At 64.7% G+C, this 14,929-nt stretch carries 11 protein-coding genes and 1 pseudogene; 6 read left to right on the top strand and 6 right to left on the bottom strand.

Features of this window, described 5'->3' with window-relative positions:
- Positions 1-195: 195 nt before the first annotated feature.
- Both ACKWRH_RS34850 and ACKWRH_RS34855 read right to left on the bottom strand, forming a co-directional pair.
- On the bottom strand, positions 196-3,840 hold the full coding sequence (locus tag ACKWRH_RS34850) for an AsmA family protein (protein WP_445217209.1): 3,645 nt from the start codon (positions 3,838-3,840) through the stop codon (positions 196-198).
- A gap of 132 nt (positions 3,841-3,972) precedes the next feature.
- The gene (locus tag ACKWRH_RS34855; protein ID WP_445217210.1) at positions 3,973-5,202 is read right to left on the bottom strand and encodes a cytochrome P450; all 1,230 of its coding nucleotides are present in this window, start codon (positions 5,200-5,202) and stop codon (positions 3,973-3,975) included.
- A gap of 129 nt (positions 5,203-5,331) precedes the next feature.
- On the opposite strand from ACKWRH_RS34855, the gene ACKWRH_RS34860 reads away from it, so the two are divergent.
- Together ACKWRH_RS34860 and ACKWRH_RS34865 are read left to right on the top strand one after the other, a co-directional pair.
- Positions 5,332-5,943 carry a TetR/AcrR family transcriptional regulator gene (locus ACKWRH_RS34860; protein WP_028156424.1) on the top strand — a complete coding sequence of 204 codons (612 nt, stop codon included), beginning with the start codon at positions 5,332-5,334 and terminating at the stop codon, positions 5,941-5,943.
- Between the two features lie 127 nt (positions 5,944-6,070).
- Positions 6,071-6,213: pseudogene (locus tag ACKWRH_RS34865) on the top strand (peptide deformylase); the annotation flags it as partial.
- A gap of 41 nt (positions 6,214-6,254) precedes the next feature.
- On the opposite strand, the gene acuR reads toward ACKWRH_RS34865, so the two are convergent.
- From acuR to ACKWRH_RS34880, 3 genes are all read right to left on the bottom strand, one after another.
- Positions 6,255-6,887, bottom strand: coding sequence for an acrylate utilization transcriptional regulator AcuR (acuR, locus tag ACKWRH_RS34870; protein ID WP_445217211.1), 633 nt, complete (start codon positions 6,885-6,887; stop codon positions 6,255-6,257).
- A 127-nt stretch (positions 6,888-7,014) separates the two neighbouring features.
- Complete coding sequence (locus tag ACKWRH_RS34875) at positions 7,015-8,457, bottom strand: alpha/beta hydrolase domain-containing protein (RefSeq protein ID WP_445217212.1); 1,443 nt, start codon at positions 8,455-8,457, stop codon at positions 7,015-7,017.
- 270 nt (positions 8,458-8,727) lie between these two features.
- On the bottom strand, positions 8,728-9,246 hold the full coding sequence (locus tag ACKWRH_RS34880) for a hypothetical protein (protein ID WP_445217213.1): 519 nt from the start codon (positions 9,244-9,246) through the stop codon (positions 8,728-8,730).
- A 369-nt stretch (positions 9,247-9,615) separates the two neighbouring features.
- Between ACKWRH_RS34880 and ACKWRH_RS34885 the strand changes: the two genes are divergently transcribed.
- The 4 genes from ACKWRH_RS34885 to ACKWRH_RS34900 all read left to right on the top strand — a co-directional run bounded on the left by ACKWRH_RS34885 (position 9,616) and on the right by ACKWRH_RS34900 (position 13,961).
- On the top strand, positions 9,616-10,974 hold the full coding sequence (locus tag ACKWRH_RS34885; protein WP_445217214.1) for an IS701 family transposase: 1,359 nt from the start codon (positions 9,616-9,618) through the stop codon (positions 10,972-10,974).
- 351 nt (positions 10,975-11,325) lie between these two features.
- Positions 11,326-11,616, top strand: coding sequence for a hypothetical protein (locus ACKWRH_RS34890; protein ID WP_166101726.1), 291 nt, complete (start codon positions 11,326-11,328; stop codon positions 11,614-11,616).
- A gap of 129 nt (positions 11,617-11,745) precedes the next feature.
- The gene (locus tag ACKWRH_RS34895) at positions 11,746-12,951 is read left to right on the top strand and encodes an NAD(P)/FAD-dependent oxidoreductase (protein ID WP_445217215.1); all 1,206 of its coding nucleotides are present in this window, start codon (positions 11,746-11,748) and stop codon (positions 12,949-12,951) included.
- Positions 12,952-13,043: 92 nt separating this feature from the next.
- Positions 13,044-13,961, top strand: a complete 918-nt coding sequence (locus ACKWRH_RS34900; RefSeq protein ID WP_041953298.1) for an MBL fold metallo-hydrolase — start codon at positions 13,044-13,046, stop codon at positions 13,959-13,961.
- A 94-nt stretch (positions 13,962-14,055) separates the two neighbouring features.
- On the opposite strand, the gene ACKWRH_RS34905 is transcribed toward ACKWRH_RS34900, so the two are convergent.
- Complete coding sequence (locus ACKWRH_RS34905; protein WP_445217216.1) at positions 14,056-14,805, bottom strand: hypothetical protein; 750 nt, start codon at positions 14,803-14,805, stop codon at positions 14,056-14,058.
- Positions 14,806-14,929 lie beyond the last annotated feature (124 nt).

Genomic DNA, 14,929 nt, shown 5'->3' on the forward strand with positions numbered 1-14,929 from the left:
GTACCCCAGTTCTTGGCTAGCCATCCCGCTCGTGCTGGCGCGATGCCGAATTCCTCTGGGAACAGAGACTAGGGAACAAACGCGAGAATCCGGTAAAACCGGCAGATCAGTTTTGCCGGGCAAAATTCGTTAAAATGCGCGGGAATGGGTTTACCGGAGGGCAAGGGCCTGCGCTTGCCGAATAGGCTGCTGCCCTCAAGGATTCGACGGCGTCAGTACCAGCGGCGGCTTCGGCTTGGGTTTTGCGGGCGGCGGGCCTGGCGCCGGCCTCACCTCGATCGGCGGCGGCAGCGGGGCGATCTGCTGGCTCGCGAGCGGCGGGCTTGTCAGTGGAGGACTTGGCACCGCGGGGGCGGCCTGCGGCGCCTTCGGCGTCGGCGCGGCCTTTTGCTTCGGCGGCGCGCGGCGCGGATCGCGGCCGGGCAACGGCACGTCGGTCAGCGACGGCTCGGGCACCGGGTCGGGCGAGACCAGCGTCGGCAACGCCGCAGTCGCCGGCGGCGGCTCGCCGCGCTCGATCGCGTCCAGCCGGCGCGTCTCCCGATCGATCGTGCGCACCGCGAGCCATGACGACAGCGGCGCGAGATCGACGGTGCGGTTGAGCCTGTCGGGGGGACCCGCCGCGAACAGCTGGATCTCCGGCGGCGCGCCGGAAAGCCCGGTCATGATCGGCGTCAGGCTGGCGCGGATGTCGGCCTGGTCGGCGGGAATGTCGTAGCCGCCGGAGACGATGGCGCGGGCGTTCTTGGCTTCCAGCGGTGTCGCGCCGACGCGCAGGCGACCGTCGCGGATCGTGAACGGGATCTGCGCCGAGGCGACCGCGATCGGACCTGCCGACAGCGCGGGCTCGACGAGCTGCCGCAGCCTGTTGTCGTCGGCAACCTGGCCGCCGTCGCTGGCGCGGATGGCGATCTCGAAGGCGCGCGGATTGAGGCCGCTGATTTCCGCCGCCTCGAGCATCACCGTGCCATTGCCGGCGAGCGCACCGGTCAACGCCGCAACGCTGCGGCCCTGGCTGGTCAGGGCCATCTGCACCGAGGCGCGTCCCTTGGGCAATGCGAGATCGCGGTAGCGCAGCGCCGCCGCATCGACATTGCGCAGCTCGATACGCGCATTCAGCGCAACGCCGTTGGCGCCATTGCGCGCGTCGAAGCTCGCCGACATCTCACCGCCGCCGACACCGCCCTTGAGCGCGTCAAGCGCGAGCGACTGGCCGTCGCTCCGGATCGTGCCGCCGACGGGGCGCAGCTCGATGCCGTCGGGCAAGGTGCCGCGCAAGGCCTGGAAGGCGATGCGGCCGCGCCAGCCGCCGAGCAGCCCCACACTCAGGGGATCGCCGGCATCACGTCCGGCGGCGCCGATGGCCATTGCGAGCGCGGGCGCAAGATCGAGTGCATCGAGGCCGATTTCGCCATCGACGCTCTTCTCCTGATCGAGCGTCACCGCGAGATGCCCGCGCAGATGCGAGCCGGCCGCGCTGCTGTCGAGATCGTCGAAGGTCAGGCGGTTGCCGGAGAGGCCAACGCGCGAGGACAGGTTGACGCTCTGCACCGATCTGTCGGTTGGGCTGGTCCCGAACAGCGGCGCCAGATTGGCATTGCGCACGCGCAAATTCACGCTGGCCTTCGGCTGGGACGAACTGGGGTCCGACAATTCGATGCTGCCTTGCGCATCCGCATCCAGCCCGCCGCCACTGAGCTTTGCGTTCAACTGCAGCGGCCGGCGCCACGCGCCGCTCAAGCGGCCTTCGAACTGCGAGGCGCCCTCGCCCGCGGCGGCGACGCGATCGAGGCCGAGCAGCGCCAGCAACGCGCCGGCCTTCGGCGTCGAGATTTTCGAGTCCAGCGTGAAGTCGCTGTTACGCAAGCGGTCGATGTCGATGCCGTTGACCGCCGCCACCGGCGTCTGCCCGGCCAGCGTCGCGGTGGCCTTGAGCTGCGGCGCATCGAGATCGAGCACCGCGCGCGCGTCGTTGCGATCGGCATGGTCGGCGTTCTTGTCGAGGCTGAGGTCGAGCTTCAGCCGCGTCGCGCCTGCTATTGACGGGATGGCGTCGAGCCGTGCGCGCACCGAAGGTGCAATCGGCTCGAGCAGCGCGGTGAGCTCACGGAGCGAATTGGCCGAGGATTTCAGTGCGAGCTTGCCGGTGGCATGAACGCGGTCGAAGCTGCCGCTCGCTTCGGTGGTCACCCCGCTCGCCTGGCCGAAGCGCAACTGCTCCAGCGACAGCGCCGCCGGGCCGTAGCCGAGTTTTGCCGTGAACGGCCGCAGCTCCTGTCCGGCCGACATCGCGCGACCGACATCGAGCGCGAGCTTGGCTTCCTCCGGCCATTCGCCCTGCGGCCCCGCGAGCGCGCGCACGAAGCTTGCGGCGGCATCGAGGTCGAGACGGTCGGCCTTGAGCTCGGCGTCGATCCGCGAGCCCTTGCTCGCGCCGGTCTGGACGAAGGCGATGCGGCCCTCCACCGCGCCGCCCTCGATCTCTGCCTTCAGCCTGTCGACGGCGAGATGGTTGGCAGCGATGGTGACGTCGCCGGCGAGGCGCAGCGGCCGTGTGCTGCGGCGGTTGATCTCGCTGCGGCCCTGGAGCCAGGCCACCAGCGTATCGGGATCGGACGACTCGACGCTGAGACGGCCGCTGAAGCTGTCGGCGCCGGGCGTTGCGCCGTTGAGCGAGAGCTGCGTCATGCCGGGTGCGCGCAGCTCGAGCCGCTGGAAAGTCCAGGACCTTCCGTCGGTCTGAAGCTCCGCCGTGATGTTCTGGAGCGGACGCCCGCCCAGCATGATCTGGTCGGAGTTGAACTCGATCTGCGCCGGCATCGGCGCCTGCGGGATCGCGGCAAGGCCCGCGCGCAGCGCCGGCAGGACGCGCTGCGGCTCGGCATCGTCCTTGCCCGCCAGCTTGTCGGCATCGACCTGGCGCGCCGACAGCACTGCGCGCAACAGCGGCGAAGCGCCGAACCTGACATCGCCGACACCGCCGAACTTGAGCGCATTGTCCTCGGCGCCGAAGCTCGCATCGATCTGATCGAATTTGGCGCCGGCCGGGTCGGCCTTGAGCTTTGCCGTGAGCTTCCAGGGTGTCGGCCCCGCCGTGCCCGCCTTCTTGACCGGAGGCACAGCGAGCGTCAGCGCGCCGTCGAATTTCGGCAGGCGGTTGTCGAAGGCGAGCACGCCTTCGAGATCGGCCAAGATCGCGCGCTCGCCGGGATCGATGTTGAGGTGGAGACGGGTGGCGCTGCCGTCGGCGCTGGGACCGGAGGAGACGCGGAACGGATAGCGCACCTTGTTGGCGGTGAAACTGCCGTCGCCGCGGACCGAACCGGCCAGCGAGCGCACGTCGCCCGAAAAGATGATGTCGTTCAATTCCAGCGTCGAGCGGCTGGCGGCATCGTGCAGGGCGATGCGGCCGGTGAGGTTCAGCCGTTCGATCGCAAGCGAGGCCAGGTTGAAGGTGCCGCTCGCAGTGGACGGCAAATCGACCCGGCCCTTGGCATCCAGGCCGAGATCCACGGCCATGCCGTTCACGGTCAGCTCGGTGGCGCGCCATTCGCCGCGCATCAGCGAGCTCAGGCTGAACTCGACGTCGAGCTTGTCGGCGCGCAGGCGGCCGAGATCGTTGTTGCCGCCGAAGGTGACCGAGCGCAGCCGCAGCGTCGGCGCCGGCAGCAGCCGCGCATCCAGCTCGCCCGCCACCCGCACCGGCACGCCCATGATCGCGCCCGCCTCCGCCTCGAACTGGGGCCTGAACTGGTTCCAGTCGATGAAGTAAGGCCCGATCAGCGCGGTCAGCAGCGCAATGATGAAGGCAATCGCCAATCCGAGCAGCGTCGTCTGCACGGGTCTCCCCTCGGCCAAACCGGCCCGGGCCGAACCTGAGGGCCTCAGGCGCGCCGGAACAGCCCCTTATATAAAGGGAAGTGTGGCGAAGTCACAGCGACTGTTGCGCGCGGAGGTTAACGCTGGCGGCCATCACCAGCTTGCCGGCAGGCGTTTCAGGCCGCGCAGCACGAAGGTCGGGCGCCATTCCGGGTTCTCGACGTCGTCGATGCGCAGATCCGGCAGCCGCCGCAGCAGCGTCGCGATGGCGATTTCGGCCTCGATGCGCGCCAATTGGGCGCCCAGGCAGAAATGGATGCCGCCGCCGAACGACAGCGGCTTAACGTTGGGCCGGGTAACGTCGAGTCGGTCGGGGCGATCAGGGTAGACCGCCGGATCGCGGTTGGCCGAGCCGAGCAGGCAGAGCACGGTCTCGCCCTTGGGGATGCTCTTGCCGCCGAGATCCGCGATGTCCTCCAGCGCCACGCGTCCGGTCATCTGCACCGAGGAATCGTAGCGCAGGAATTCCTCGATCGCGTTGACCATCAACTCGGGCCGCGCCTTCAGGAGTGCGAGCTGATCCGGATTGCGATGCAGCGCGAGCAGGCCGTTTCCGATCAGATTGACGGTGGTCTCGTGGCCGGCGCCGAACAGCAGGATGATGTTGGCGGTCAATTCCTCGTTGGTGAGCTTGTTGCCGTCTTCCTCGGCATGCACCAGCTGGGTGGTGAGATCGTCGCCGGGATTGCGGCGGCGCAACTCGAACAGCTGCTGGAAATACATCTGCGCCATCATGTTGCCGGCGTTGCCCTTCGCGATCTCCTCCGGCGTGAGCGGCACGGGGTCGAGCAGCCGCCCGCCATCGCGCGAGCTGTTGTAGAAGGTCTCGCGATGATCCTCGGGGATTCCGAGCATGTCGCAGATGATGGTGACCGGCAGGCGGAATGCGAAATCCTCGATCAGGTCCATGTGGCCGCGCTCGATCACGGCATCGATGGCCTGGTCGACGATCGCCTGGATCCGCGGCCGCATGTCCTCGACGCGGCGCGCGGTGAAGGCCTTCACGACGAGGCCGCGCAGGCGTGTGTGGTCGGGCGGATCGGATTGCAGCATCCAGTGGCTCATGCTGCGGAACACCGGCTCGTCCATGATGGCAGGGCTATAGCGGCGCTTGGAGCGCTCGACAAAATCCTTGCCGAAGCGCTTGTCGCGCATCACGAGGCTGACATCGGCGTGGCGGCTGGTGACGAACTGGCCGAACGGCGTCACATGGATCGGCTCGATCGTGCGCAGCCGGTCGTAATGCGGATAGGGATCGCGGATGAAGTCCGGCGACAGCGGATTGAACAGCGGTCCGCCTGCGGGTTGCACTTGCTCGTTCATGGTGACCTCGATCGGTTGCCGCATGACACGAATACGCCGGCAGCCCCCTTGCGCGCGGCGTAACCATCCCCAAGATTATCAACTGGATACATTGTTGTATCGAGTTGCATTCTGCCTTAACCTGCGCCGATGTCAAGGGTAAGAACCAGGCCGACCAGGGACGACACGCGCGACAAACTGTTCGAGGCGGCCGCACGCGTATTCGAGGCGGACGGCATCGGCGGCGCCAGCATCGAGGCGATCGCGGCCGCCGCGGGCTTCACCCGCGGCGCGTTCTATTCCAACTTCAAGAGCAAGGACGAATTGATCATCGCCATGCTCGAGGATCATGTCGAGCAGTCGATCCGGCGCAACCTCGACATCCTCGCGCAGCACGACAATCTCGACGATTTCATCGCGGCGCTGAAGACGATGGATCGCAGCCGGCAAGACCCGCTCGGCCGCTCGCCCCTCCTGCACATGGAGATGATCCTGTTCGTCGCGCGCGCCGAGAAGCGCCGCCCGGAGCTTGCCAAGCGGCTACGCGCGCGGCGCAAGCTGGTCGCCGACATCGTCGAGGCCACGTTGAAGAGCAACGGCAGGAACGACACGCTGAATCCGCCGTGGATGGCCTCCGTCGTGCTGGCGCTGGAAGACGGCTTTCGCCTGCACCGCCTGATCGATCCGGAGACGACGCCGGCCGACAGTTTTCTGCGCGCGATCACGGATCTCAGGCGCAGGACGGGATTGTCGTCGAACTAGGCCGCGTACTCATAAACCGTCGGCGATGTCCGCTGTCCTCCGATCCCGACCGCCCTTGTGCAACTGCAGCAAATGTCAGATGAGCCAGAAGCCGACATTTATTCAGATCAACTCGGGGATGCGCTTGCAAAACCAAGAATTCGACAACCTGAGCGCCGTTTGCCACGAGCATGAGATCGATCAGCTCAACGGGATGTTCTAGATCGGCAGGCTCTCGCGGCCGAGCGCGAGCGGCTGATCAAGCCGGTTGAAATGATGGCGCGGAGATAGTGTGGTGGATTGCGCCTTCGGCCATCTACACGAAAAACGACTCATTCACCGAGGAGCTTGAAAAAGCCCTTTGAGAAGGAATGAAGCGGTTCGGAACGGCGTTCGAGTTTGGCGCGAAGAACCGCGCCCTCCCAACCGATCCAGAAGAACTCGGCAAGCCAGTCGCAATCTTGGCTGGAAGAGATTGCACCAGTAGCCTGGGCAGCTCTCAAGCACTTGGCAGTGCGCTGCTGCCAGTCGATGAACACATCGAACAGCTGCTGGCGAAATGATTGTGGAAGTACGCCCATCTCCTGCCCAAGATTGCCCACCAAACAGCCTCGCACATAACGGAAGCGCTTCATCGCGGACGTAGCATCGTCGGTAAAACCTCTGAGCCTTTCGAGCGGGGGATGCTGCTCGTTCAGGAAGAAGCTGTCGAGCTTCCACGAAAAGTAGCCAGCGTAGCTGTCGATCAGCTCCGCTCCAAATGCCTCTTTGCTCGGAAAGTAGTGGTAGAACGACCCCTTTGGCACATCGACGCTCCGCAAGACTTCCTCGATCCCCGTCGCGGAATAGCCCTTCTCCGTCAGCATAACGACACCTGCACGGACCAGCGCGTCACGGGTCGCGCTGGTGCCGGCAAGTTCCTTAGGAGGTCGCCCGCGACGGCGGCGAGGCAGTGTCTTGCTCATGCAGATCGTAATAGACCGATCGTCTAGGGGAAGCAAACTGCCCGTGATGCGGCGTTCTTCAAGTGGCGGAGGCCCTCTCACTCCATCCACTAGCTCGGTGGCAGGCCTAGGCTCCGGCTTGGCTCACTCAACGTGGCTCGGCATTCGTTGGTGCGGGCGCGAACAGGTTAGTCGACGCGGCTTCCTGAACGATCACTGCCGCGTCTTCCGGCAGCAGAAACCCACGCGCCATCAGATCCTGGGCGGCGATCCGGATCCGATTCACGTAATCGTCGCGGCCGTGATAGCGCTCTTCGATCGACGGGCGGGCGTCACCGGTACGCTCTCGCTCCGCTTTCGTCGCTGCGAATGGCGAGAAGGACCCGATCAGCATGCAGGTGAATGTCTGCGGCTGGTTCTGGGCGCCATTGGTGCCGGTCGGCACCGCGACATCCGGCAGCCGCACGCCGCCGAGCGCATTGCCATCCTGATCGCGCTTCGGCACTTGTATCACTGCTGCGGAAAGCCTGGTCGGGCCGCGCAGCGCAGGTGGCTCGCCGCCCGCGGCTTCAAGCGGCATCAGTTCGCTGGCGGGCGGCTTGGTGCCGCGGCTTACCCAGGCATCAAGGTGCAGCAGGAGGGCCCGCGACAGCGGCGACCAATCGAGGCGGCCCGGCGTCAGTGTGCAGGCCGGTGACTTGGGGGCGGGTACATGCGGGCCTCCCGCAATATCATACATCCGCACATTGGCGGGCAGTGGCTGATCCGCGGTTCCGGACGCGCCCGTGCGGCCAAGCGAAGCGCGCAGCGAATAGTAGTCCGTGGTGGAGCTCACGAGTATCATCCTCGGAGGCACCTCGCCGCGCGCCTCGACCTTGGCCGTGATCTCCCCGATCGTGAGCGGTCCGTCATTCACGCCGGGAAAATCCGGGTTGTCGAATGTGGGAGCCCCCTCGGCGCTCGACATTGGTCCAAGGCCCGTCTGCAGGATCGGAAGAAGGCCGGCGGCCGAGACGAACACATGCATTCCGTCGAAGACGCGCCGGTTGCCCGTCATGTTGAAGCCGTTCAGGAGAAAGGTCTTCAGGAATCGTCCATCCTGGGACCTGCCGCTCGCGAGCACGCGGTTGATCGCTCCCTTGAGCGGGTTGGGCGTTCCACCCTTGTCGGAAGCTGCATGCGCGAAGAAGTCCGCGGCATCGCGGACGATCGCAAAGCCCGCTCCCTCGACGAAGCGTGTCTTGCCATCGGCGTCAGCGAACGAAGGCAGGTCCGCCCCCTGTCCAAGCTCCCAAAAAACCTCCGCAACCGCGAAACCATGGTCTTGAAGAAAGCCGGTGCCCTGCTCCAGCGTGCCCGGGAGAAACCGCACGTCGCGTGGCGAGTTGTAGATCGCCTCGGCCCAGACTTGCCCGCGGTTGGGTACGTCCACCAGCAACGCGCCGTTTTCCCCGCGCGGAGCCGCCGGCATCATGAGAATGATCTTCGCCGCGTAGTCGACGCGCCCGCGTTCATTGCGCGGCGCCTTGTCGATCCCAGGGATGGCCTCTTGCGGCGATAGGTCGCCGCGGATCTTGCCCTGCCAGATCACATAGTCGCCGGCGCGAAATGTGCCGTAAGGCTGCTTCGACGTGAACTCGATCCGGGTAACTTCTGCGCTCACTGGCCGCGCCGTCGAGATCAGGCTGAACAAGCAAAACAAGAACATCACAATTCGCCCGTTTCGACGGTGCGGCATGGGAATTCTCCATAGGGGATAGCGGCTTGTTTCGAGCATTTCTTGATCACGACACGCCGTATCAGAACGGACATGATGGACCGGAAACTTTTCACCGGTCCATCGCCAATCGCGAAGGCCTTCTCACTCCATCCAATAGTCGATGTCCGTCTGATTGGCATTGGTGCCGGCCTTCGGCTCGGACGGGCCATGACTGCTGATGATGCCACGCATTCTGGCGAGGCTACCCGTGCCACCGGTAATGACGCCCGATGTCATGTTCGTAAGCTTCCCATCTCCACTGCTTTGAGCGACCAGAGATGTCCTGACAAAAAACTTCTCCCCGTTCTCCAGGATCCAAACGTTGTAGATGAGAGCCGGGCCGTTGTTGTCGATGTAGTCCGACATGCCGCGCGTCCACTGCTCCTTCAACCTCGATCCGTTGATGAGGGGGGCATCGTCACCATAGGTCCGCCGAATTTCGAAGAGCCGAGCTTGATGTCCCGGAATGTCGCCAACGTCGATGACGTGTTGTTGGGTGTATACCGTCTGAGTTGCCGGCGTATCATAGCTGACGTGGTGCTTTTGCTGGGCAATGGCCACCGGCGCGGTTAGAGCCATTGCGAGAGTGATCGTCATTCCAAGCGCGATATTGTGAAACATGCGTGACCTCTCATGCTGGAATCCACCCAACCGTGAAGGTATCGGCGGACGTTGTTGAAAATTCCCTCATCAACCGGTCAGCGCTCGGTAGCGACCGAGCCCCAACCAAAGCTGATTTCACCGCGCTTTTCCGAGGTGCCATAAATTAGACCGATCGTCTAGAATTCGGCTTGGCTGCAAAGCGATTTCGCCCATCAATCTTTTTTGACAGCGCTTTGTCGGACAAGGCTTCTGCCCGCTAAGCCGGTCATTGCGGTGCCCGACGCGGAGGTCAGCTATGGCTGCGCCTTAATGAGTCCGCGTCCTAGCACTACTTTGGCAGTTTCGTCGGTTTAATGAGCCTGTCAGGATTCCCGAATCGATTTTTCAATGATTCATAGGGGGTCGGCTTTTGGAGCGCCGACCATGGGGAACGCGACGTCGGATTGGGAAGACGAACTCGAACGTTGGCTGAAGCCATTTCTGGATCGCTTGGGTCATAAGGCCCGGCGACGGATGTGTCCGCTTTACATTGCGGGGCTGATCGGCCCTGGTGAACGCAAAAGCATTCAACCGATGGCGGAGCGCTTTGCAGCGGGCGATTACGACCAGCTGCACCATTTCATTGCCGATGGCGTCTGGGACGCGACGCCGCTGGAGACAGAGTTGTTCAGTCAGGCCGACCGGCTCGTCGGCGGCGACGATGCAGTGCTGGTTATCGATGACACCGCGGTGCCGAAGAAGGGCGAACGCTCGGTCGGTGTCGCGGCTCAATATGCCTCGGCGCTTGGCAAGACGGCAAATTGCCAAACGTTGGTGTCGCTGACGCTTGCGCGCGGCGAAGTGCCGGTGATGATCGCGTTGCGTCTCTTCCTGCCAGAGAGCTGGACAAGCGACGCTGCACGCTTGAAGCGCGCCGGCGTACCGGTCGAATACCGGGCGCCGCGATCCAAGCCAGAGATTGCTCTGGCCGAGATTGATCGCGCGATGACGGCCGGCGTGCGCTTTGGTTGTGTGCTGGCGGACGCAGGATACGGCCTCAGCGCGCCGTTTCGACAAGGGCTCACGGCACGCGGGCTGGTCTGGGCCGTTGGCATCCCCCGTCACCAGAAGGTGTACCCGGTCGGCGTCAAGTTGATCTGGCCAGTCGCTATGCGCGGGCGTCCCCGCAAGCTGTACATTCCGGACATCCTGTCGAGGGCAGCCGAAGACATGCTCGCCGATGCCAAATGGCAAACTGTGAGCTGGCGAACCGGGACCAAGGGTCGATTGAAAGCGCGTTTTGCGGCCGTTCGGGTGCGGATCGCCGATGGACCACCGCAGCGGATCAAGGATAAGGGCCAGCAGCATCTTCCCGGCGAGGAGGCCTGGCTGATCGGTGAACACAGGACCTCAGGGGAGAAGAAATACTATCTCGCCAATCTGCCGGCCGCGACAGATCTGCGCACACTGGCTGCCACGATTAAGGCGCGATGGATCTGCGAACAGGCGCATCAGCAGTTGAAAGAGGAACTCGGGCTTGATCACTTCGAGGGACGATCCTGGCAAGGTCTTCATCGTCACGCACTCATGACCATGATCGCGTACGCCTTCTTGCAACACCGTCGCCTCGCACAAGCGGGGCGGAAAAAAAAGAATCAACGGACCCCCGCCTCAGCCAAGCTTGCCGGCCGTTCGTCACGCCATCGTCGATCTCATTCTTCGACCGCCATCCCAGCGATGCCCATGTTGCAGAAGACGAATCCGTGAAAATCCGCAGCGCAAATAGATCTGCCAAAGTAGTGCTAGCCTGGACCGCCGATATCAGGCGCACGACCGGACCGCGATCCGACCGGCGTTCGTTTCTCCGACAACTCGTCGTCCGCCCCCCATCGTGCGTTTGTGAAAACGCACGCCTGCTTGCAGCAGAATCGGGCAAGGCATGGCTGCTTCGGGAAATACGCCGGGACTTCGCGGCGCTAACCGGCGAGGCACCGAGCGATTGGCGCAGGCGCGTCCGTTAACAGCAATCTCTCGACAGGGACGGCAATCGCTCTGGCGCAGTCGACGATCCGGTTGGCTAAACATCGCAACGTCACATCATGGGGACGGAGACAAACGATGGACAGGAAACGGCTTGCAATCGCGCCTCGACGGAAGGCCGTCTCGACGGCGCTCATGTACGGGCTTTCGCTGACCGTGCGTTTCACCTCGCCGACGGCCGAAGAGGCGCCGCCACAGATCGCACAAGACGCCAAGGTCTCGACGTCGATCCTGATCGATCGGGGCTGGACCAACAAACCTGCGCTGCCGGTCGCCCTGCGCGGCTGGCCATCGGGCCCGCGAAGCTGCCGCGCAGGATGTGAAGGCCCTGCGCTGCTGTCCTCGCTGCCGAACTGCACCGCGCCGTAAGGGCCCGGCGGTCTCCGTCTCACCTCTTCGCGTCATCATCGCTCGCAACAGGCTCTGCTCGCATCGAGCGGCGGCGATGGCGCGCGTTTCGAACCAACAAACCCAGAACCAAATCCAGGAGTGAACCACATGCGACTGCTCATCATTGGCGCCGGCTTCGCCGGCATGTACGCCGCCCTCTCCGCCGCCCGCCTGCGCGACATTCAGGGCATCTCGCCGGACGAGCTCGAGATCGCGCTCATCGCACCGGAGCCGACGCTGGTGGTCCGCCCTCGACTCTATGAGCCGAAGCCGGAAACCCTGACGGCGCCGCTGCTCGATGTCCTCAAGGCGATCGACGTCGACTACATCCAGGGGAGCGCCGAGACCGTCAACACCGAGGCGCTGACGGTGCAGATCTCGACTCCCAAGGGCACCCGTAAGACCCTGTCCTACGACCGCCTGGTGATCGCCACCGGCAGCCGCCTCTTCCGACCCAACATTCCCGGCCTAGCCGAGCACGGCTTCAGCGTCGACTCGCTCGACGATGCGGTTGCCCTCGACAAGCATCTGCATGGCCTCGCCGACCGGCCGGCCGTCAATGGACGCGACACGGTCGTGGTCGCCGGCGGTGGCTTCACCGGCATCGAGGCGGCGACCGAGCTGCCCGCGCGCCTGCGCGCCATCTTCGGCCAAAACGCCAGGACGCGCGTGATCATCGTCGAGCGTAACGGCGCAATCGCTCCCGACATGGGCGAAGGCTCCCGCCCGGTCATCGAGCAGGCGCTGCGCAAGCTCGGCGTGGAGACAAGGCTCGGCACAGGCGTTGCCTCGCTCGACAAATCCGGCGTGACGCTGTCGACCGGCGAACACATCGAAACCGAGACGGTGATCTGGGCAGCCGGCATTCGCGCCGCGCCCCTGACGGCGCAGATTCCCGCCGAGCGCGACAATTTCGGCCGATTGCTGGTGGACCGCGATCTGCGCGTGCCCGGCGTCGCCGGCGTCTTCGCCACCGGCGATGCCGCGCGAGCCGCATGCGACGACGAGGGCAATTACGCGCTGATGTCGTGCCAGCACGCCACGCGGATGGGCGCGTTTGCCGGCAACAATGCCGCCGCTGAACTCCTGCGCGTCCCGACCAGGCCGTATCACCAGAAGGCCTACGTCACCTGCCTCGATCTCGGCGAAGCCGGCGCGCTGTTCACGCGCGGCTGGGAGCGCAAGGTCGAGATGGTCGGCGACGTCGCGAAGAAGACCAAGCAGGAGATCAACACGGTCTGGATCTACCCGCCCCGCGCCGAGCGTGCCGCAGCGCTCGCATCGGCCGATCCGGAACGTGTGACGAATCTCTAAAGGCACGAAACGATGACGGCCGCACCTCCCTGGCTGCGCGGCCTGCTCAACCAAGACCAGCTGGGAGCCCTACCTTGAAACAGGAGACCAACATGAACCTGCACAACACCTCATACCCCGCGACATCGAAGCCGGAAGAGCTCGTTCCATCGCGCTACGCGCTGAAGGTCGGCGAGATCGACGTGCTGGTAGTCAGCGACGGCGTGCTGCCGCTGCCGACTACGATGCTGGCGCACAATGCCGACCCGGCCGTCCGGGCGACCTGGCTGCACGACATGTTCCTGCCGCAGGACGCTTTCGACTGGGCGTTGAATGCGGTCGTGGTCCGCAGCGGCGACAAGACCATCCTGATCGACGCTGGACTGGGGTCAGACCCGGATCTGCACTTGCCGCGCGCCGGCCAGTTGATCAAGCGACTGGAGGCCGCTGGCATCGATCTTTCGTCCGTGACCGATCTGGTGCTGACCCACTTGCACATGGATCACATTGGCGGACTGCTCGTCGACGGGGTGAAGGAGCGGCTGCGTAAAGACCTGCGGATCCACGTCGCGGCCGCCGAGGTCAAATTCTGGGAGGCGCCCGATTTCTCCCACACCGCGATGCCGCCGGGCTTCCCGGACGCGCTTCGGGCGACCGCCAAACGGTTCGTCAAGGAGTACGGCAGTCAGCTGCGGCAGTTCGATGAGCAGCACGAGGTTGCGCCGGGCGTCGTCGTTCGTCGCACCGGCGGTCACACCCCCGGACACAGCGTGGTTCGCGTGGCGTCCGGCGGGGACGGGCTGACGTTCGCCGGCGACGCCGTGTTTGCCGTCGGGTTCGATCAACCCGACTGGCACAACGGTTTCGAACACGACCCCGAGGAGGCGGCGCGCGTTCGGGTCGGTCTGTTGCGAGAGATTGCCGCGAGCGGCGAGATGCTGGTGGCAACCCACATGCCGTTCCCGTCCGTCGGCCATGTGGCGGTCGCCGGCGACGCCTTCCGCTGGGTGCCGGTCTTCTGGGACTACTGATCGCTCGCTGATCCAACGTGAGACCAGGGCGCGCATTCATGGCGGGCCCTGGTTTCGATGCGGCGAAGCGAGCCAGCGCGGCGCGCCGCCGATATCAGATCCGATCGTTGATCAGGACGCCGGACAGCGACGGATCGTTCGCAGTGGTCGTATCGCCTGCTTTCGTCGCGCTATAGGTCGAGTCCGCAAGCGAGCTTTTCAGCTGCTGGAGAAACTGTTGCAGCAGCTCCGCCGTCGAATTGCCGCTTGACGAGTCGTCCGTGCCGTTGACCGAGGGAGGCTCGCCGGATGGCGGTGGCCCGTCCGGCGGCGGTCCACCCGCTCCGTGCGGTCCATGCGAGAGCGCCGCCTTGAAAACTCCCTGCAGCTCGGTGGCCTGCGCGTCCGTCAGCTTGCCGGCCGACACTTGCTGCTGGATGAGGCCATTAATCTTCGACTCGAAGGCGTCGGGCGAAGATGTCCCGCCGCCGGATTGATCGCTTGCGCCGGTTGACTGCAACGTGGAGCCGATGCTGCTGAGCGCGGCCGACAGCGCCGACTGATCCGACGCATCGATCGCGCCGGAACCGACTTCCGTTTGCAGTTCGTCTTGCAGCAGTTGCAACGGTGATGAGCGGTGGTGATGGGAGGAGAGCGCAGAAATCGAGGTCATGGTGGCTTTCCGTGCTTTTGGCGGACCCGAGGTGACGTTGCCCCGAGTCCCATCCAGTCCTGAGTTCGCCCTGGCGGTTGGATTTGCCCGGTTGCGCGGTGGTAGGAACGGGAGCTGGCGCGGAGCATTTGGCAGGGCGCCGCTCCGGTTGCTCGATATTGCCAATCGGCAATTAGTAATATCCAGAAACAAAAATCCGACCAGCCGATCATCAGCCGGGGCTGGAGCTACCCGGAGAAAGGGATGACTGCCGGATTGTGCGCGAACGCCCTGGAAGCGATTACGCCGAGCGCTTCACCACGTCGCGATCTACCGG

This window comes from Bradyrhizobium sp. Pa8 (genome assembly GCF_052588265.1).

What these genes read in the sequence shown, in the direction of transcription:
- ACKWRH_RS34880 (WP_445217213.1), bottom strand. Translation starts at nt 9,246, where the DNA reads ATGTTTCACAATATCGCGCTTGGAATGACGATCACTCTCGCAATGGCT.
- ACKWRH_RS34900 (WP_041953298.1), top strand. Translation starts at nt 13,044, where the DNA reads ATGAACCTGCACAACACCTCATACCCCGCGACATCGAAGCCGGAAGAG.
- ACKWRH_RS34855 (WP_445217210.1), bottom strand. Translation starts at nt 5,202, where the DNA reads ATGAACGAGCAAGTGCAACCCGCAGGCGGACCGCTGTTCAATCCGCTG.
- acuR (WP_445217211.1), bottom strand. Translation starts at nt 6,887, where the DNA reads ATGAGCAAGACACTGCCTCGCCGCCGTCGCGGGCGACCTCCTAAGGAA.
- ACKWRH_RS34895 (WP_445217215.1), top strand. Translation starts at nt 11,746, where the DNA reads ATGCGACTGCTCATCATTGGCGCCGGCTTCGCCGGCATGTACGCCGCC.
- ACKWRH_RS34860 (WP_028156424.1), top strand. Translation starts at nt 5,332, where the DNA reads ATGTCAAGGGTAAGAACCAGGCCGACCAGGGACGACACGCGCGACAAA.
- ACKWRH_RS34885 (WP_445217214.1), top strand. Translation starts at nt 9,616, where the DNA reads ATGATTCATAGGGGGTCGGCTTTTGGAGCGCCGACCATGGGGAACGCG.
- ACKWRH_RS34890 (WP_166101726.1), top strand. Translation starts at nt 11,326, where the DNA reads ATGGACAGGAAACGGCTTGCAATCGCGCCTCGACGGAAGGCCGTCTCG.